13 protein-coding genes are annotated in these 16,878 nt (G+C 72.1%); 1 reads left to right on the plus strand and 12 read right to left on the minus strand.

Annotated elements, in window-relative coordinates:
• Positions 1–191: 191 nt before the first annotated feature.
• The 12 genes from TAE01_RS04125 to mraZ form a co-directional block, all read right to left on the minus strand.
• Positions 192–968, minus strand: a complete 777-nt coding sequence (locus tag TAE01_RS04125; protein ID WP_147063717.1) for a cell division protein FtsQ/DivIB — start codon at positions 966–968, stop codon at positions 192–194.
• Positions 965–2,440 carry a UDP-N-acetylmuramate--L-alanine ligase gene (gene murC / locus TAE01_RS04130; protein WP_147063719.1) on the minus strand — a complete coding sequence of 492 codons (1,476 nt, stop codon included), beginning with the start codon at positions 2,438–2,440 and terminating at the stop codon, positions 965–967. Before murC ends, TAE01_RS04125 begins: the two co-directional genes overlap by 4 nt.
• Complete coding sequence (gene murG, locus TAE01_RS04135) at positions 2,437–3,549, minus strand: undecaprenyldiphospho-muramoylpentapeptide beta-N-acetylglucosaminyltransferase (RefSeq protein WP_147063721.1); 1,113 nt, start codon at positions 3,547–3,549, stop codon at positions 2,437–2,439. Before murG ends, murC begins: the two co-directional genes overlap by 4 nt.
• Entirely contained in the window at positions 3,546–4,886 is a 1,341-nt protein-coding gene (gene ftsW / locus TAE01_RS04140) for a putative lipid II flippase FtsW (protein WP_246111127.1), read from the minus strand. The genes murG and ftsW overlap by 4 nt, the downstream gene beginning before the upstream one ends.
• On the minus strand, positions 4,883–6,391 hold the full coding sequence (gene murD / locus TAE01_RS04145; protein WP_186815029.1) for a UDP-N-acetylmuramoyl-L-alanine--D-glutamate ligase: 1,509 nt from the start codon (positions 6,389–6,391) through the stop codon (positions 4,883–4,885). The genes ftsW and murD overlap by 4 nt, the downstream gene beginning before the upstream one ends.
• A complete protein-coding gene (gene mraY, locus TAE01_RS04150) occupies positions 6,370–7,455 on the minus strand; it encodes a phospho-N-acetylmuramoyl-pentapeptide-transferase (RefSeq protein WP_147063725.1) in 1,086 nt (361 codons plus the stop codon). Before mraY ends, murD begins: the two co-directional genes overlap by 22 nt.
• The gene (locus TAE01_RS04155; RefSeq protein WP_147063727.1) at positions 7,452–8,882 is read right to left on the minus strand and encodes a UDP-N-acetylmuramoyl-tripeptide--D-alanyl-D-alanine ligase; all 1,431 of its coding nucleotides are present in this window, start codon (positions 8,880–8,882) and stop codon (positions 7,452–7,454) included. The genes mraY and TAE01_RS04155 overlap by 4 nt, the downstream gene beginning before the upstream one ends.
• The gene (locus TAE01_RS04160) at positions 8,879–10,528 is read right to left on the minus strand and encodes a UDP-N-acetylmuramoyl-L-alanyl-D-glutamate--2,6-diaminopimelate ligase (protein WP_246111128.1); all 1,650 of its coding nucleotides are present in this window, start codon (positions 10,526–10,528) and stop codon (positions 8,879–8,881) included. The genes TAE01_RS04155 and TAE01_RS04160 overlap by 4 nt, the downstream gene beginning before the upstream one ends.
• Before the next feature lie 11 nt (positions 10,529–10,539).
• Entirely contained in the window at positions 10,540–12,672 is a 2,133-nt protein-coding gene (locus tag TAE01_RS04165; RefSeq protein WP_147063729.1) for a peptidoglycan D,D-transpeptidase FtsI family protein, read from the minus strand.
• Positions 12,673–12,853: 181 nt separating this feature from the next.
• Complete coding sequence (gene ftsL, locus TAE01_RS04170) at positions 12,854–13,507, minus strand: cell division protein FtsL (RefSeq protein WP_147063731.1); 654 nt, start codon at positions 13,505–13,507, stop codon at positions 12,854–12,856.
• Positions 13,504–14,526 carry a 16S rRNA (cytosine(1402)-N(4))-methyltransferase RsmH gene (rsmH, locus tag TAE01_RS04175; protein ID WP_147063733.1) on the minus strand — a complete coding sequence of 341 codons (1,023 nt, stop codon included), beginning with the start codon at positions 14,524–14,526 and terminating at the stop codon, positions 13,504–13,506. Before rsmH ends, ftsL begins: the two co-directional genes overlap by 4 nt.
• A gap of 382 nt (positions 14,527–14,908) precedes the next feature.
• Positions 14,909–15,340: a division/cell wall cluster transcriptional repressor MraZ gene (mraZ, locus tag TAE01_RS04180; protein WP_147063735.1), complete on the minus strand. Its 432-nt coding sequence runs from the start codon at positions 15,338–15,340 to the stop codon at positions 14,909–14,911.
• Positions 15,341–15,835: 495 nt separating this feature from the next.
• Between mraZ and TAE01_RS04185 the strand changes: the two genes are divergently transcribed.
• Positions 15,836–16,867, plus strand: coding sequence for an AAA family ATPase (locus tag TAE01_RS04185; protein ID WP_147063738.1), 1,032 nt, complete (start codon positions 15,836–15,838; stop codon positions 16,865–16,867).
• Positions 16,868–16,878 lie beyond the last annotated feature (11 nt).

The following is a 16,878-nucleotide window of genomic DNA, read 5'->3' on the forward strand; positions in this document are numbered from 1 at the left end:
TCGCGGGGATTGCCCCATTTCCGAGAGCCGCGCCCCACGGGCCCCACCAGCACCACCGGACGACGGGGTCGTTCGAAGGGAAAGCCTCCCACGAGGCCCACCGACCCGAGCGGCGGGGTCCCGGCGAGATCTCGCCTGCAGGCTCCCCGAGGCCACGGTCGGTCATCGCAGCCCCCAGGGGCTCACGACGGTCAGCGCGTCACCGGCGACGACGGGACACTGACGTCGATCGTCGATCCGGGCTGGGGCAGCAGGAGCCTCACGAGCTCGGCCTTGCGCTGTCCGTTGTCCGCGCCGCCCCACACCACCGTCTTGCCCCTGCCGCCGTTCGGCGTCACGGTGAACGACACCTGGTCGGCCGTCGACACCGAGATCCCGGAGACGTCGGCGCGGAGGGCGGGCGCGAGCGACCCGAGGGCGGCCAGTGCGGCGTCGACCCCCGCCTTGGTGACCTGCGCGGCACCGGAGCTCACGAGGGGCACGCCTGCCGGCGGGCTGCCGACGGTCCGGAAGGTGAAGCCCTCGCGGTCCACGACGTCGACCTCACCCTGAGGGTTGCGCACGGCGAGCACGGCGACCCGCGGGGTCACGGTGACCACGACGGTGTCGGGGAGGCTGCGCGTCACCGAGACGTCGCTCCAGGCCCGCCCGGCCAGCAGCCGTGCGGTCACGGCGTCGGTGTCGACGCGCATCAGGGGACCGCCCAGCGGAACCTGGGCCGCGGTGCGCACCTGTCCCGCGGCGGCCGCGCTCACCCCGTGGACCTCGACCCTGGAGACCGTCAGGAGACTGCTGAACCACCCCAGCCACGCCAGTGCTCCAGCGACGAGCAGGAGCGCCACGAGGACGCCCGCCACCAGCCGCGGGCGGCGGCGCGCAGCGGCCGCGCGGCGTTCGAAGCGCGTGCGCGACGACGCGAGGCCGGTGCCGGCCACCCGTCGTCGCGTCGTGCCGCGTTCGAGCGTCACGGCGCGCCTCCTCCGAGGGCTCGCAGCACCTCCGGGCCGATCATCGTCACGTCACCGGCTCCGACGGTGAGCACGAGGTCGCCCGGGCGCGCGAGGGCAGCCACCATGGGGGCGACCTCCGACCACGACGGGACGTAGTGGACCTCGACCTCCGGGCGAGCGGCCGTCACGGCGTCGGCCACCAGCCGCCCGGACACGCCGGGCACCGGGTCCTCGCGCGCCGCGTACACGTCCATGACGACGACGACGTCCGCCGGCGAGAGTCCCGAGCCCAGCTCGGCCGCGAAGTCGCGCGTCCGGCTGTAGAGGTGCGGCTGGAAGACGACGACGAGGCGGCCGCTGTCGCCGACGAGGTCCTTGGCGGTTGCCACGACGGCGGCGACCTTGCCGGCGTTGTGGGCGTAGTCGTCGACGACGACGACTCCTCCCGCCTCGCCCTTGGGCTCGAACCGGCGGCGGGTGCCGGTGAACGAGGCCAGACCGGCGAGGACCCGGTCGGGGGCCTGCCCGAGCCCGTGCACGGCGGCTGCGTAGGCGGCGGCGGCGTTGAGGGCGTTGTGGCGACCGGGCACCCCGAGCGTCATGCGCCGCTCGACCCCCTCGTCGCGGACCGTCACCGACGAGGTGACGCCGTCCTGGCGGTGGTCCGCCAGCACGACGTCCGACGCCGGGTCGAAGCCGTAGGTCAGCACGCGCGTCCCCGCCGCTCGGGCGCGGGCGGCCAGGGCGAGCGAGCCGGCGTCGTCCGCGCAGGTGACGAGCAGCCCACCGGGCCGGATCGTGTCGACGAAGGCGTCGTACGCGGCCTGCACAACAGTGAAGTTCGAGTAGAAGTCGAGGTGGTCCGGCTGCACGTTCGTGACGATCGCGACCTCGGGCCGGTAGACGACGAAGGACCCGTCGCTCTCGTCGGCCTCGACGACGAAGACGTCGTCGGTCCCGTCGTGGGCGTTCGTGCCGTGCTTCGCCAGTTCGCCGCCGACGGCGAAGGACGGGTCGAGACCGCAGCCCTGCAGCGCGACGGTGAGCATCGAGGTGGTCGTCGTCTTGCCGTTGGCGCCGGCCACGGCCACCGGGCGTCGACCCTGCATGAGCGCCGCCAGACCCTGGGCCCGGTGGAGCACGGGGACCCCACGCTCGCGCGCCGCGACGAGCTCGACGTTGTCGTCGCGGATCGAGCTGCTCATGACGATGGCGTCGGCGCGCTCCTGGTGGCCCTCGTGGAACCCGACCCACACGCCGGCACCCTCGCTCTCGAGGGCCTTGAGGACCGGGACGTCCTTGGCGTCGCTGCCGGTGACGCGGATGCCGCGGGCGAGCATGATGCGGGCGACGCCCGACATGCCGGCCCCGCCGATGGCGAGGAAGTGCACGCGGCCGAGCTCGGCGACGCTCGGCACCGGAGCCCTGAAGTCGAAGCGTGCTGCCGCGAACGGGTCGTCGACGCTCGGGGTGTGCGGGGTCTGGGTCATCGGTGGTCCCTGCCTTCGGCTGCCCGGTCGACGAGGTCTGCGAGCGTCTCGTCGGCAGTGGGCTCGCCGAGCGTCCGGGCCGCCGCCGCCATGCGGGCCACCCGCTCCGGGTCGGTCGCGAGCGGGACGAGCACGGTGTCGATCCACTCCGGCGTGAAGGCCGCGTCGTCGACGAGCAGGCCACCTCCGGCAGCCACGACGTCGGTGGCGTTGAGGACCTGCTCGCCGTTGCCGACGGGCAGCGGGACGTAGACGGCGGGCAGGCCGACAGCAGTCAGCTCGCACACCGTGTTGGCGCCCGAGCGCGCCACCACGAGGTCGGCGACGGCATACGCCAGCTCCATGCGGTCGGCGTAGGGGACGACGACGTAGGGCGCCCCACCCCCGAGCGCCTCCGGGGCGAACTCCTTGCCCAGACCGGTGACGTGGAGCACCTGCACCCCCGACTCGCGCAGCTGCGACACCCGGGCACGGAAGGCGTCGTTGAGGCGCTGAGCGCCCAGGGAGCCGCCGGTGACGAGGACCGTGGGCCACTGCGCCTCGAGGCCGAAGTGCGCGAGCGCCTGGGCCCGCACCGCAGCGCGGTCGAGCGTGCTGACCTCACGGCGCAGCGGCATACCGACTCGTTGGGCGTGCGGCAGCGACGTGCTCGAGAAGGTCGTCGCCACGGCACTGGCGAAGCGCGCTCCGAGGCGGTTGGCCAGGCCGGGACGGGCGTTCTGCTCGTGGATGACGATCGGCACGTGCCGACGTCGCGCCGCGAGGTAGGCGGGAGTGCTGACGTAGCCACCGAACCCGACGACGACCTCGGCCCCGGTGTCGTCGATGGCCGCTCCGGCGGCGTCGACCGCCGCCTTGAGGCGACCGGGCAGCCGCAGGAGGTCGACGCTCGGGCGTCGGGGCAGCGGCACCTTCGGGACGAACCTCAGGTCGTAGCCGCGGGCCGGCACGAGGCGTGCCTCGAGCCCCTCCTGCGTGCCGAGGGCCGTCACCCGCAGGTCGGGGTGACGGCGGCGCAGGGCGTCGGCGAGGGCCAGGAGCGGCGACACGTGGCCAGCGCTCCCTCCCCCGGCGAGCAGGACGGAGGTGGGCGAGGACAGCGGGATCACCGACTTCTACGAGATTGCGGGACGGAGCGGACGCGGGAGGGCAGCACCGCGAGGGACCGGCGGACCAGGCTGGGACGGGCGTCGAGCAGGGCCTTGCAGCCGGGCTCGTTGCGCGCGAAGGACAGGAGTATCCCCAGGGCGAACAATGTCGTCACGAGCGAGGAACCACCGGCGGAGACGAGCGGCAGCGGCACCCCGATGACGGGGAAGAGCCCGATGACCGCGCCGATGTTGATGATGGCCTGCCCGAGCAGCCACGTCATGATGCCGAAGCCCGCGATGCGCACGAAGCGGTCCTGGGTGCGGCTGACGAGCCGGAAGCACGCCCACGCGAGGATGCCGAAGAGGAGCAGGACCATGAGGGTGCCCGGCAGGCCGAGCTCCTCACCGATGATGGCGAAGATAAAGTCGTTGTGGGCCTCGGAGAGCCACTCCCACTTCTCCTTGGAAGCACCGAGGCCGACGCCCCACCAGCCGCCGTCGGCGAGGGCGTAGAGGCCGTGCACCGACTGCCCGCACCACCCGTCCGGGTCGGCGTTGCACGCCGGGCTCAGCCAGTTGGCGATGCGGCTCGTGCGGTTGTCGCTGCCGGTCACCATGAGCGCGACGCCGATGACGGCGAGACCTCCGGCGATGGCGAACACCCGCTTGGGTGCCCCGGCCACGAGCAGGACCGCGGCGATGATGAGGAGCACGACCATGGCCGTGCCGAGGTCGTGGCCGACGAGGATGAGACCGATGACGATCCCGGAGATCGGCGCCAGGAAGGGCAGCGCGACGTGGAGCAGGCTCGTCATGCGCGCGGACTTGTTGGCGAAGATGACCGCACCGACGAGAACCAGTCCGAGCTTGGCGAACTCGGACGGCTGGAACTGCACCGGCCCGATCGCCAGCCAGTTCTGGTTGCCGTTGACGTCGCGACCGAACGGGATGACGGCGGCGAGCAGCAGCACCGAGACGACGATCATCGGGAAGGCGAGACGCTTCCACCAGCTGACGTCGAGGCGGCTGGCGACCGCGGCCGCGACGGCCCCGAGGACCGCGAAGAGCAGCTGGCGCACGAAGACGCTGTACGAGGCCTCGTCGGCGAGGAGGGCCTCCACGCTGGAGGCCGAGAAGACCATGATGAGGCCGAAGACGACGAGCGTCGAGGTGGTGCCGAGGATGAGGTAGTACGTCGTCAACGGGGACTCGAGCTTGCCGATGACCGGCAACGAACGCAGCCCGGTGGACGTGCCGGTCGTGCCGGCCTTCGTCGCCGTCTTGGCACCGGTCTTGGCACCGGTCCTGGCAGCCGTCCTCGGGCCCGCCTTGTCGTCGGCGGTCGTCGTGCTCACTCCAGCCCCCCGTGTGCCTCCAGGTGCCGCCGGACCGCCTCCTCGAAGGCGTCGCCGCGGGCCCCGTAGTTCGTGAACATGTCCATCGAGGCGGCAGCGGGTGCGAGCAGCACGACGTCGCCCGGCTGGGCGAGGTGCGCGGCCTCCCTGACGACTCGGTCCATGACTCCAGTGTCCGTCTCGGACAGGTCCACGACCGGGACATCGGGCGCGTGTCGGGAAAGGGCCTGGGCGATCTGGTCGCGGTCGGCGCCGATGAGGACGACGCCGCGCAGCCGGGACGCCATCTCCTCGACGAGGCTGTCGACGTCGGCCCCCTTGAGCAGTCCGCCGGCGACCCACACGACCGAGTCGAAGGAGCGGATCGCCGCGGCCGCGGCGTGCGGGTTGGTGGCCTTGGAGTCGTTGACGAACCGGACGCCCTTCACGGTGGCGATCTCGGCGATCCGGTGACGGTCCGGCCGGAAGGCGCGCAGCCCGTCCCGGACCGCGATGGGACCGACGCCGTAGGCACGGGCCAGCGCGGCGGCGGCGAGGGCGTTGGCGACGTAGTGCGGCGCGATCGAGGGGGCGTCGCCCTGGAGGTCGGCGATGGTGCACAGCTCCGCTGCGGAACGCTGTCGCTGCTCGACGAAGGCGCGGTCGGCGAGGACGTCCTCGACGACGCCGACCATCGAGGGCGCCGGGATGCCCGTGGTGAAGCCGATGGCGCGGCAGCCCTCGACGACGTTGGCCTCCATGACGAGCTGCTCGGTCTGGATGTCCGCGACGTTGTAGATGCAGGCCAGGTGGGTGTTCTCGTAGATCTTCCCCTTGGCCCGGAGGTACTCGGCGTAGCTGCCGTGCCAGTCGATGTGGTCGGGAGCGACGTTGAGCACCGCCGAGGCGACCGCCGAGACGGAGCGCTGCCAGTGCAGCTGGAAGCTGGAGAGCTCGACGGCGAGCACGTCGTAGGGCTCGGGGTGGAGGACTGCCTCGAGGAGCGGGGTGCCGACGTTGCCGGCCGACGTCGCACGCAGCCCTGCGTGGCGCAGGATCGAGGCGAGCATGTTGACCGTGGTCGTCTTGCCGTTGGTGCCCGTGACGGTGAGCCACGGAGCGGCGCCCTCCTGCGCCCGCATGCGCCACGCGAGCTCGACCTCTCCCCACACGGGTATGCCGGCCGTGGCGGCCGCGAGCATGAGCGGGTCGTGGGGTGGGACCCCGGGCGAGGTCACGACGAGCTCGGTGCCGGCCGGGGGCTCGGTCATGTGCTCGGCGCCGAGCCGGACGTCGACGTCGAGGATCTCGAGGATCGTGGCGCGCTCACGGATCGCCTCGGTCTCGTCGCGGGAGACGGCGACGACGTGCGCGCCGCGGTCGGCGAGGGCGTCGGCGGCCGCGAAGCCGGAGACGCCGAGCCCGACGACGAGGACGCGCAGGCCGGACCAGTCGGCGTCCCGGTGGGTCAGTCCCTCACGGGGCTCGTAGAGCGGGTCGTAGCTCACTGGGACCCCACCACCCATTCTGCGTAGAAGACGCCGAGCCCGAAGGCGACGAAGAGTCCGGCGATGATCCAGAACCGGACCACGACCGTCACCTCGTTCCACCCGACCATCTCGAAGTGGTGGTGCAGTGGCGCCATCCTCAGCACCCGTTTGCCGGTGGTCTTGAACGAGGCCACCTGGGCGACGACGGAGAGCGTCTCGAGGACGAACATGCCGCCGAGGATGACGAGCAGCATCTCGGTGTGGGTCGTGATGGCGAGGCCGGCGAGGGCACCACCGAGGGCGAGGGAGCCGGTGTCGCCCATGAAGATCTTCGCGGGCGTCGCGTTCCACCAGAGGAACCCGAAGCAGGCTCCCATGCCCGCGGCCGCGACGAGCGCGAGGTCGTGGGAGTCGCGCACCTCGTAGCACTTGATGCCGGGGTTGGTCTGGCAGTTCTGGTTGTAGGTCCAGATGCTGATGAGCACGTAGGCGCCGAAGACCATCGTCGAGACACCCGTGGCGAGCCCGTCGAGGCCGTCGGTGAGGTTCACGCCGTTGGACGCGCCGGCGATCATGACGTTGGCGAAGATGACGAAGAGGATGACGCCCACGACGGTGCTGCCGCCGAGGGCGAGGCTGAAGTTCGTGTCGCGCACGAACGAGACGAGCAGCGAGGCAGGCGTGCGGTACTGCTCGTTGGGGAACTGCAGCGCGAGCCCGGCGAACGTGATGCCGACGAGCGCCTGCCCCAGGAGCTTCTGCTTCGACCGCAGCCCGAGGCTGCGCTGCTTGCTGATCTTGATGAAGTCGTCGAGGAAGCCCACGAAGCCCAGGCCCGCCGCCAGGAAGAGGACGAGCAGCCCGCTCGCTGTGGGCGGGTTGAGCGTCAGCAGGTGCGCGAGGAAGTAGGCGCCGACCATCGCGGCGAGGATGACGGCCCCGCCCATCGTGGGCGTGCCGCGCTTCGTGTGGTGCGAGGTCGGACCGTCGTCACGGATGAACTGGCCGTAGCCCCGCTTGACGAGGTACTTGATGAACAGCGGCGTGCCGAACAACGAGATGAGCAGCGAGATCGACGCTGCGAGGAGGACACCCTTCATCCGCGGGCCTCCTCTCCGGAGGTCGCCGGTGCGGGTGGCACCGTGATGTCGCCGCCCTCGGCGGCGAGCCGGTCACCGAGCCAGCGCAGCCCGCTGTCGCGGCTGGACTTGAGCAGGACGACGTCGCCGGGCCGCAGCCGCGACGCGAGCAGGTCGTGGGCCGCATCGGTGTCCGGGACCCACTCCGCGCCCGGGAACGCCTCGGCGAGGGGCCTGGCCCCGTCGCCGACGGCGACGACGTGGTCGAAGGCCAGCGACGCGGCATACGACCCCACGCCTGCGTGCTCCGCGTCGCTGTCGGGACCGAGCTCGAGCATGCCCCCGAGGACCGCCCAGCGCTCCCCCGTCACGTGCATCGCGGCGACGGCGTCGAGGGCAGCACGCATGGAGTCGGGATTGGCGTTGTACGCGTCGTTGACGACCACGACGCCGTCGGGGCGGTCGGTGATCTCCATGCGCCAGCGGCTCGCCGGCTCAGCCGCGGAGAGGCCCGCGACGACCTGGTCGAGCGACAGGCCGAGCTCGAGAGCCGCGGCAGCGACCGCGAGCGAGTTGCCGACGTGGTGGGCGCCGCTCTGGCGCAAGGAGACTCGTGCCGTGCCCTGCGGGCAGACGAGGGTGTATGCCGCCCTGCCGCGCTCGTCGAGGGTGACGTCCTCCGCGCGGACGTCCGCATCGGGGGCGAGTCCGACGAGCTGGACGCGGGAGGCCAGGCCGGCGGCCATGCCCGCGACGACGGCGTCGTCGGCGTTGAGGATCGACAGGCCCTCGGCCGGCACGGCACGAGGCAGCTCGGACTTGGCGCGGGCGATGTTCTCGCGGGACCCGAACTCCCCGATGTGGGCCGTGCCCACGTTGAGCACGATGGCGACCTGGGGAGGCGCGATGCGGGTGAGGTAGTCGATGTGACCGATGCCGCGGGCACCCATCTCGGCGACGAGGAAGCGGGTCGTCGGGGTGACCCGGCACACGGTGAGCGGGACGCCGATCTCGCCGTTGAGCGAGTTGACGGGTGCGACCGTCTCGGCGACCGACGACAGCACGGACGCGAGGAGGTCCTTGACGCTCGTCTTGCCGGACGAGCCGGTGACCCCGACGATGCGCAGCTCGGGCGCACGGTCGACGACGGCCCGGGCGACCCGGCCGAACGCGGTCTGCACGTCGTCGACGACGACGCAGGGCACGCCCTCGACGGGACGCGAGGTCAGGGCGGCCACGGCGCCGGCCGCCACCGCCTGGCCGACGAAGTCGTGGCCGTCGGCGGTCTCGCCGACCCGCGCCACGTAGAGGCTGCCGGGCCCGCAGTCCCGGGAGTCGGTGGTGACGGTGCCGTCGATGACGACGGACGCGCAGAGCTCCGGCGTCTCGACGCCGTGCACCTGCCCACCCGTGACGTCTCGGATCTCACCCAGGGTCAGGCCGATCACGACGTCACCCCCGAGGAGGCGAGGGCTTCGAGGGCGGCGCGCACGGCGTCGCGGTCGTCGAACGGGTGTTTCACTCCGTGGATCTCCTGACCCTTCTCGTGTCCCTTGCCGAGCACCACGACGGTGTCGACAGGGCGGTCCTCCCCCGTGTCGACCACCGCGAGCGCGATGGCCTCGGCGATGGCGCTCGAACGAGCCCCGCCGTCGATGATCTCGGTCTCCCCCGCCGCGCCGTCCCGGACGGCGTCGCGGGCTCCGGCGATGACCGCGGCCCGGATCTCGCCGGGGTCCTCGGAGCGTGGGTTGTCGTCCGTGACGACGACGACGTCGGCACGTCGGGCGGCCGCGGCGCCCATGGCGGGGCGCTTGCCCCGGTCGCGGTCGCCGCCGGCACCGAGGACGGCGATGAGTCGCCCTGCTGTCGAGTCGCGCAGGGCCGCGAGGGCGGCGTCGACGGCGTCGGGCGTGTGCGCGAAGTCGACGACGCAGCGCGGAGCCTCGGGGCCTCCGGGCGACACGACCTCCATCCGGCCGGGCACCTCCGGGGCGACCGCCATCGCGGACTCGACCTCGGCCGGGGTCAGCCCGATCCGCAGCAGGGCGAGGGCCGCCAGTGCCGTGTTGGCGACGTTGAAGTGTCCGGGCAGGTGCGAGACGAGGCTCAGGGCCCGGCCGGTCGACCGCTCGCGCAGGGAGAAGGCACCGGAGGGGGCGTGGCCACCCGCTGTCGTCTGTCCGGTCTGTTCGGTCTGTCCGGTCGGTGCCGCCTCGACGGCGACCCAGTCGGCGTCGGTGACGTCCTCGCCCGTCGTGGCGAGCGTCGTGGCGAGCGTCGTGGTCGGCACGGTGGCCTGCGCGGCCAGGCGCCGGCCCCAGGCGTCGTCCACGCAGACGACCGCCGCACGGGAGCGCTCGGGGGTGAAGAGCGAGGCCTTCGCGGCGAAGTAGTCGTCCATCGAGTCGTGGAAGTCGAGGTGGTCCTGCGAGAGGTTGGTGAAGAGCGCCACGTCGTAGACGACGCCGTCGACCCGCCGCAGCTGCAGCGCGTGGCTCGACACCTCCATGACGCAGGCGTCGAGGGCGCGATCGCGCATGAGCCCGAGGAGCGCGTGCAGGTCGGTCGCCTCGGGAGTCGTGCGCACCGACTCCATACGCTCGTCGCCGATCCGTGTCTCGACGGTGCCGATGAGACCGGTGCGCTGACCGTGGGCCCGCAGGGCCGACTCGACGAGGTAGGCGGTCGTCGTCTTGCCGTTGGTGCCGGTGATGCCGATCATCGTCAGCTGCTCGGACGGGTGGCCGTAGACCTCGGCGGCCGCGGCGCCGACGACGCTGCGCGGGTCGTCGGCGACGAGCACGGGGACCGTCGCCGACATCGCGTCGAGACCGGCCGCGTCGGTGAGGACCGCCACGGCACCGGCAGCGACCGCGTCGGCGGCGAAGCACGCACCGTGCACGTTGAAGCCCGGCAGGGCCGCGTAGAGGTCGCCAGGCAGGACGGCGCGGCTGTCCAGCGTGATGCCGGTGACGAGCACGTCGCCGCGGTCCGGGGCCGCCTCGCGAACGGGTGAGGTCGCTGCGATCCGGGCCGTCAGGTCGCGAAGGAGCAGGCCCGAGGTGGCGGGTCGGAGGGGGGAAGGTGACACGTCATCCCAACTTACAGGCCATCCCGCTTGGCCCGCGCATTGCTGATGACCGTCGGGTCGTCGGAGGACAGCGGCTTGTCGGCCCAGACGTGGTAGTTCAGGTTCGACTTCGGGCTGGGCGGAGCGCCGGTGCGCTCGAGGAGGTAGGACATGACCTGGTTGAAGACGGGTCCGGCGAGGGCGCCACCGAACATCCCCGCGCTCGGCTTCTGGATGAAGACGGCGACGACGTACTTGGGCGCCTCGGCGGGTGCGAAGCCGATGAAGGAGGCCGTGAAGCCGTTGTACCGCTTGAGCTTGTCGTCGTAGCGGTCGGCCGTGCCGGTCTTGCCCGCGACGCGGTAGCCCTTGATGCGGGCGGCCATGGCCGTGCCGTCCTTGCCCGTGACCTCCTCCATCATCCGGGACAGCTTGACCGCGGTGTCCTGGGTCACGACCCGGATCGGGGTCGTCGGGGTCGACGGCATGAAGGTCCCGTTGTCGTTGACGGTGCCCTCGACGAGCGACGGCGGCATGCGCACGCCCTTGTTGGCGATGGTCTGGAAGACGCCGGCCTGCTGGATCGCCGTGACGGCATAGCCCTGGCCGAAGAGGATGGTGTAGCGCCGTGACGAGACCCAGTCCTTGGCCCCGGCGAGCAGGCCCGCGGACTCACCGGGGAAGCCGACGGGCGTGCGCTCACCGATGCCGAACTTGCGGTAGTAGGCCTCCATCATCGTCGGCGGGACCCGCTCGCCGATGAGCATGGTGCCCATGTTGGACGACTTGGCGAGGACACCGGTGGCCGTCATGTTCTCGACGCCGTGCGGCTCGTTGTCCTTGAACGAGGTGCCGGCGCGAGGCAGGCGCGGCGGGACGATGACCCCGGTGTCCGGGGTGATGACGCCCTGCTCGAGGGCGGCCGCCATCGTCATGAGCTTGCCGGTGGAGCCGGGCTCGAACGCGTCGTTGAAGGCGTAGTTGCCCAGGGCCGACGGCTTGGCGTCGGCGAGGTCGTTGGGGTCGAACGTCGGGTAGCTCGCCGCGGCGCGGACCTTGCCGGTGGCCACCTCGAGCACGACGGCGGTGCCGGACTCGGCACCCACGGCCGTGACCTGCTTGGCCAGGGCGTTCTGGGCGTACCACTGCAGGTCGGCGTCGATGGTCAGCTTGACGTCGCGGCCGTTGACGACGGGGGTGTCCACACGCTGGGAACCCGGGATGATGTAGCCGTCACGGGCGCGCTCGGCGACGCTGACGCCCGGAGTGCCCTTGAGCGCCGTGTCGAACATCTCCTCGACACCGCCGGCGCCCGACTGGTCGATCGGACGGACGAAGCCGACGAGCTGGCCGAGCGCCATCGAGGTCGGGTAGATCCGCTGGGCGGTGCGTTCGCCGGTGATGCCCGGGATGCCGAGGGCCCGGATCTCGCGGTAGATCGCCGGGTTGACGTCCTTCTTGACGACGACGTAGCGGGTGCCGGAACGGGTGAAGAGCTTGGTCAGCTGGGCTGTCGTCATCTGCAGCAGGGGCGCGAGGTCGGCAGCGGCGCGGCTGACGCCGACCTTGGTGCGCACCCCGTCGATGCTGACGATGTACTCGGGGATGATCGTCGGGTCGGCGGCGATGGTGAACCGCTCGACCGAGTCGGCGAGGACCTGGCCGTTCGTGTCGAGGATCTGGCCGCGCATCGCGGGCGTCGTCGTCTTCACCGATCGTTTGAACAGGGCCGCCTCCTGCGTCGCGGACGCGTCGAAGGCCTGGATGCGGAGCAGCTGCCCGGCGAAGATCGTGAAGACGAAGAGGATGGCGACGAAGATGACCCGCGCCCGGCGGCGCGGGTTGGCCCGCGAGATCCTCAGCGGGCGACGGGGTCCGCGTGGCCCGCGGGGACCGCGAGGACCGCGTGGACCGCGGGGTCCGTTCGCTCCACGGGAGGCGCGGGCCGTGGTGGCGGCGGGACCGCGGCCCCTGCCGGAGACGCTGCCGGACGCGCTGCCGGACCGCTGCGGACGGGGTCGGGCGCCAGGTCGTGCGCCACCGGTGGCGCGGTCCTGTGTGCGGCCCTGAGCCCGGTCCGGCGTTCGGGGGCGGACCGGCGCCGCGCCGCCGGCCGTCGACGTCGCGCGCGCCGTCGAGGCGGTCTTGGGGTTGGTCGAGCGCACGGCGCCCTGCCGAGCGGCACCCTGCTGCCCCGCGCGTCCCGGCGTGGTGCGCGTGGTGGGCGTCGGCGACACATCGCGGCGGGGCTGTCGGGCGGGGGCGGCTGCGCGACCGGTCCGTGCCGGATCGGTTCCTCGGCCCTGCGTCACACGATCACCTCACCGTCGTCTGCTGGGGCTGTCCTCAGTGGCCCGACCCAGCCGCGCTCGTTGCGGTGCCGCTCGTTGCAGCCCCGCGCGACGCACCGGGCGTCGTGCCCAGTGTGGACGGTGCAGGCGTCTTGGCCACGGCACCCGGCGCCGTCGGCGTGGCGCCCGCCGCAGGTGCGGCTGCGCCTGCCGCGGATGCCGCGGCGCCGGCCTTCGTGGCCGAGGAGAGGACCTTCTCGACCGAGGAGAGGACCGCGGGCGGCGTCGGGCTCGTGACGATCGGGAAGGCGTTGTTCTTCGTGGCCGCCTCGGGCTGGCCCGAGACCGTTCCCTTGGACAGGTCGATGTAGCCGCGGGTGTTCATCCGCACCATCCCGAGCTCGGACGCGCTGCGCGCGAGCGCGCCGGTGGCCGAGGCCCGGTCGATCTGCTCCTGGAGGTTGCCGGCCGTGTCGCTCAGGGTGGCCGACTGGCGCTGGAGGTCGCCGAGGGCGAGCGAGCCCTGCGCCAGGGCGGTGTTGAGCAGCAGCAGGGCGATGAGGCCGGCGATGAGCAGCGCGATGCAGGTCGTGGCGAAGGCCCCGTTGCCGGTGCGCGTGATGCTGCTCGGGATGACCCGGAGAGGAGTCGGAGCGGGCGCGCGCCGCGGTGCGCGGAGCGGCCTGGCCGTGGCGGTCATCTGGCTCATCGGGTGGTTCCCTTCCTGGTCCTGCTGTCGGTGCTGCTGGTCGTGGTGTTCGTGGAGGTGTCGCGCACGCGCTCTGCGACGCGGAGTCGGGCCGAGGCGGCCCGTGGGTTGGTCGTGACCTCCTCGTCGCCGGGCGCCTCCCCGCCGCGGGTGACGAGCTTGAGGTATGCCGCGTGCTCGGGGAGCTCGACGGGCAGGCCGGCCGGGGTGCTGGAGGTGGCGCCCGCTGCGAAGGCCTGCTTCGTCGCGCGGTCCTCGAGGGAGTGGTACGACAGGACCGCGATCCGGCCGCCCACGGCCAGGACGTCGATCGCCTCGTCGATGGCGCGGTGCCACACCTCGAGCTCGTCGTTGACCTCGATGCGCAGGGCCTGGAAGGTGCGCTTGGCCGGGTGCCCGCTCTGGCGCTGCGAGGCGGCCGGGATGACCCGCCGGAGCATCTCGACGAGGCGTCCGGACGAGCTGTAGGGCTCGATGGCACGGTCCTGCACGACCGCCTTGGCGATCTTCCGGGCGAACCGCTCCTCGCCGTAGTCGCGCAGGATGCGGGTCAGGTCCTCGACGGAGTAGGTGTTGAGCACGTCGGCCGCGGTCATCCCCGTCGACTGGTCCATCCGCATGTCGAGCGGCGCGTCGACGCGGTAGGCGAAGCCGCGGTCGGTCTCGTCGAGCTGGAGCGAGCTGACCCCGAGGTCGAAGAGGATGCCGTCGACGGCCGGGAGCTCGAGGTCTGCGACGACCCTGCGGATGTCGTCGTAGACGGCGTGCACGGGACGGAAACGGTCGCCGAAGCGGGCGAGACGACGGCCCGCCAGCGCGAGGGCCTCGTGGTCGCGGTCGATGCCGACGACGACGCACTCGGGGAAGCGCTCGAGGACGCCCTCGGCGTGGCCGCCCATGCCGAGGGTCCCGTCGACGTGGACGGCGCCGAGGCGCTCGAGGGCCGGCGCGAGCAGCTCGAGGATCCGGTCGCGCATGACGGGGACGTGGCGTTCCTGCGCCGGTCCTCGATCGGTCATGGTGCGTCCCTCTCACGCTCGTGCTGTTCGGTGCCCGTGGTGTGCCTGCGGTGCACGGGGCTGGTGTGACTCGTGTGACCTGACGGCGGATGGAGATCCGCCCTGGTGCTGTGTCGTGGTGGTCGACCGGCCGGCCCGGCGATCAGGTGGAGGGAGCTGATCGTGGGCCGTGGATGAGCCGGTCGCTGGGCTGGTCCGGTGGTGCGGGTCGACCTGGGGGCTGGTCCCCATCCGCTGCCTCGCCCGGGACGGGGGAAGTCGTCCCGGGAGTGGAGCGGCTGGAGGCCGGCACTCAGGTGCTGTTCGGTCGGTGGTCTCGGCTGGTCTCGGCTGGTCTCGGCTGGTGGGGTGACGTCGGGGACGGGGGCGGTGCTGGTCGGGCTCAGAAGAGGCCCGGGATGACCTCCTCCGCCGTGTCGGCGAAGCTCTGCTCGGTCTGCTCCAGGTAGGAGTTCCACACCGCGCTGTCCCAGACCTCGAGGCGGGATCCCGCTCCGATGACGGTGACCTCGCGGTCGAGCCCGGCGTACTGGCGCAGGTTGGCCGGGATGGTGAACCGACCCTGCTTGTCGGGGATCTCGTCGGACGCGCCGGAGAGGAAGACGCGCATGTAGTCGCGGGCGACCTTGCTCGTCGTCGGCGCCTGGCGCATCTGGTCGGCGACCCGGACGAATTCGTCCATCGGGTAGATGAACAGGCTGCGCTCCTGGCCGCGGGTGACGACGAGGCCGCCCGCCATCCGCTCGCGGTACTTCGCCGGCAGGAAGAGGCGGCCCTTCTCGTCGAGCCGGGGTGTGTGCGTCCCGAGAAACATGGTTCGCCACCTCCCCTTTGTCGACCCGCGGGCGCACCCATTCACTACCTTGATGCCCCACGATACTCCACTCTCCTCCACCGTCAACGATGTTTGGGCAATTTCGACGCGGCGAGTCCTGCGTTTTCGCAGGTCAGCGATGGTGGAGTGAAGTGGAGGGCTGCAGCCGCCCCGAAGCCCGACCGGCGCCACCAGGCCTCGAGGACGCGACCGGGAGGGACGGCATACGCCCTCCGTCCTGCCTCACGCGTGCTCAGCCGAGCCAGCGAGGACCCCGGGAGCGAACCGAACGGCTCCCCCGGACGTTGGAGGTGGAGGAAAGTGGAGGCGTGGTGCCAGCGTCCACGGCCCCGACTCTCCACAGGTCTCCATCCGGTCACGACCGAGGCAGCCCTACCGGTGACGAGGGTCCATGGGAGAAGATCACCTGACGGGTGGGCAGCCCGCCACGAGTGGTGCTGCGCCACGACATGGGGACGACCAGCGGAGGACAGTGTGACCACGACGGACACGGGGATCGAGACCACGGCCACGTCCGGCCCGCCCCCGGGCGCGAGCGCCGACGGGGCCACCGGCGCCGACCTGGTTCTCATCCACGAGGTGGCCGACCGCCTCATCGGGGCGATGACCAGCGTCATCGAGGGCAAGGCCGACGTCGTGCGCACCACCGTGACCGTCCTCTTCGCCGGCGGCCACCTCCTCATCGAGGACGTGCCCGGGGTCGGCAAGACGATGCTGGCCAAGACGCTGGCGCGCTCCATCGACGCCACGGTCCGGCGCATCCAGTTCACGCCGGACCTGCTGCCGAGCGACGTCACCGGCGTCAGCATCTTCAACCAGGACGCCCGCCGCTTCGAGTTCCGGCCGGGCGCCATCTTCGCCAACGTCGTCGTCGGCGACGAGATCAACCGCGCCTCGCCCAAGACGCAGTCCGCGCTGCTCGAGTCCATGGAGGAGCAGCAGGTCACCGTCGACGGCACGACCTACCAGCTGCAGACGCCGTTCATCGTCATGGCGACCCAGAACCCGATCGAGATGGAGGGCACCTACCCCCTCCCCGAGGCCCAGCGCGACCGGTTCATGGCCCGCATCTCGATGGGCTACCCGGCCCCTCGGGCCGAGCTCGACCTGCTCGAGACCCACGGTTCGAGCTCGCCCCTCGACGCCCTGACGCCCGTCACCGACGCCGAGACGATCAACCGGGTCGTGCAGTCGGTCAGCCGTGTGCACGCCAGCCCGGCGGTGCGCCAGTACATCGTCGACCTCGTGTCCCGGTCCCGGTCCACGACGGCGCTCCGGCTCGGCGCATCCCCACGCGCGGCGCTGCACCTGCTCCGCGCGTCACGCGCGTACGCGGCCCTCGAGGGTCGCGACCACGTGATCCCCGACGACGTGCAGGTGCTGGCCGGCCCGGTGCTCGCGCACCGGCTCATGCCCTCGAGCGAGACCCAGCTCGCGCGCCGCACCACCGCAGAGGTCGTCGCCGACCTGCTGCGCCAGGTGCCGGTGCCTCCCGCAGCCCGCTGAGCGAGGACGCC

Origin of the sequence: Terrabacter aerolatus (genome assembly GCF_007991735.1) — a bacterium.
Classification (GTDB): domain Bacteria; phylum Actinomycetota; class Actinomycetes; order Actinomycetales; family Dermatophilaceae; genus Terrabacter; species Terrabacter aerolatus.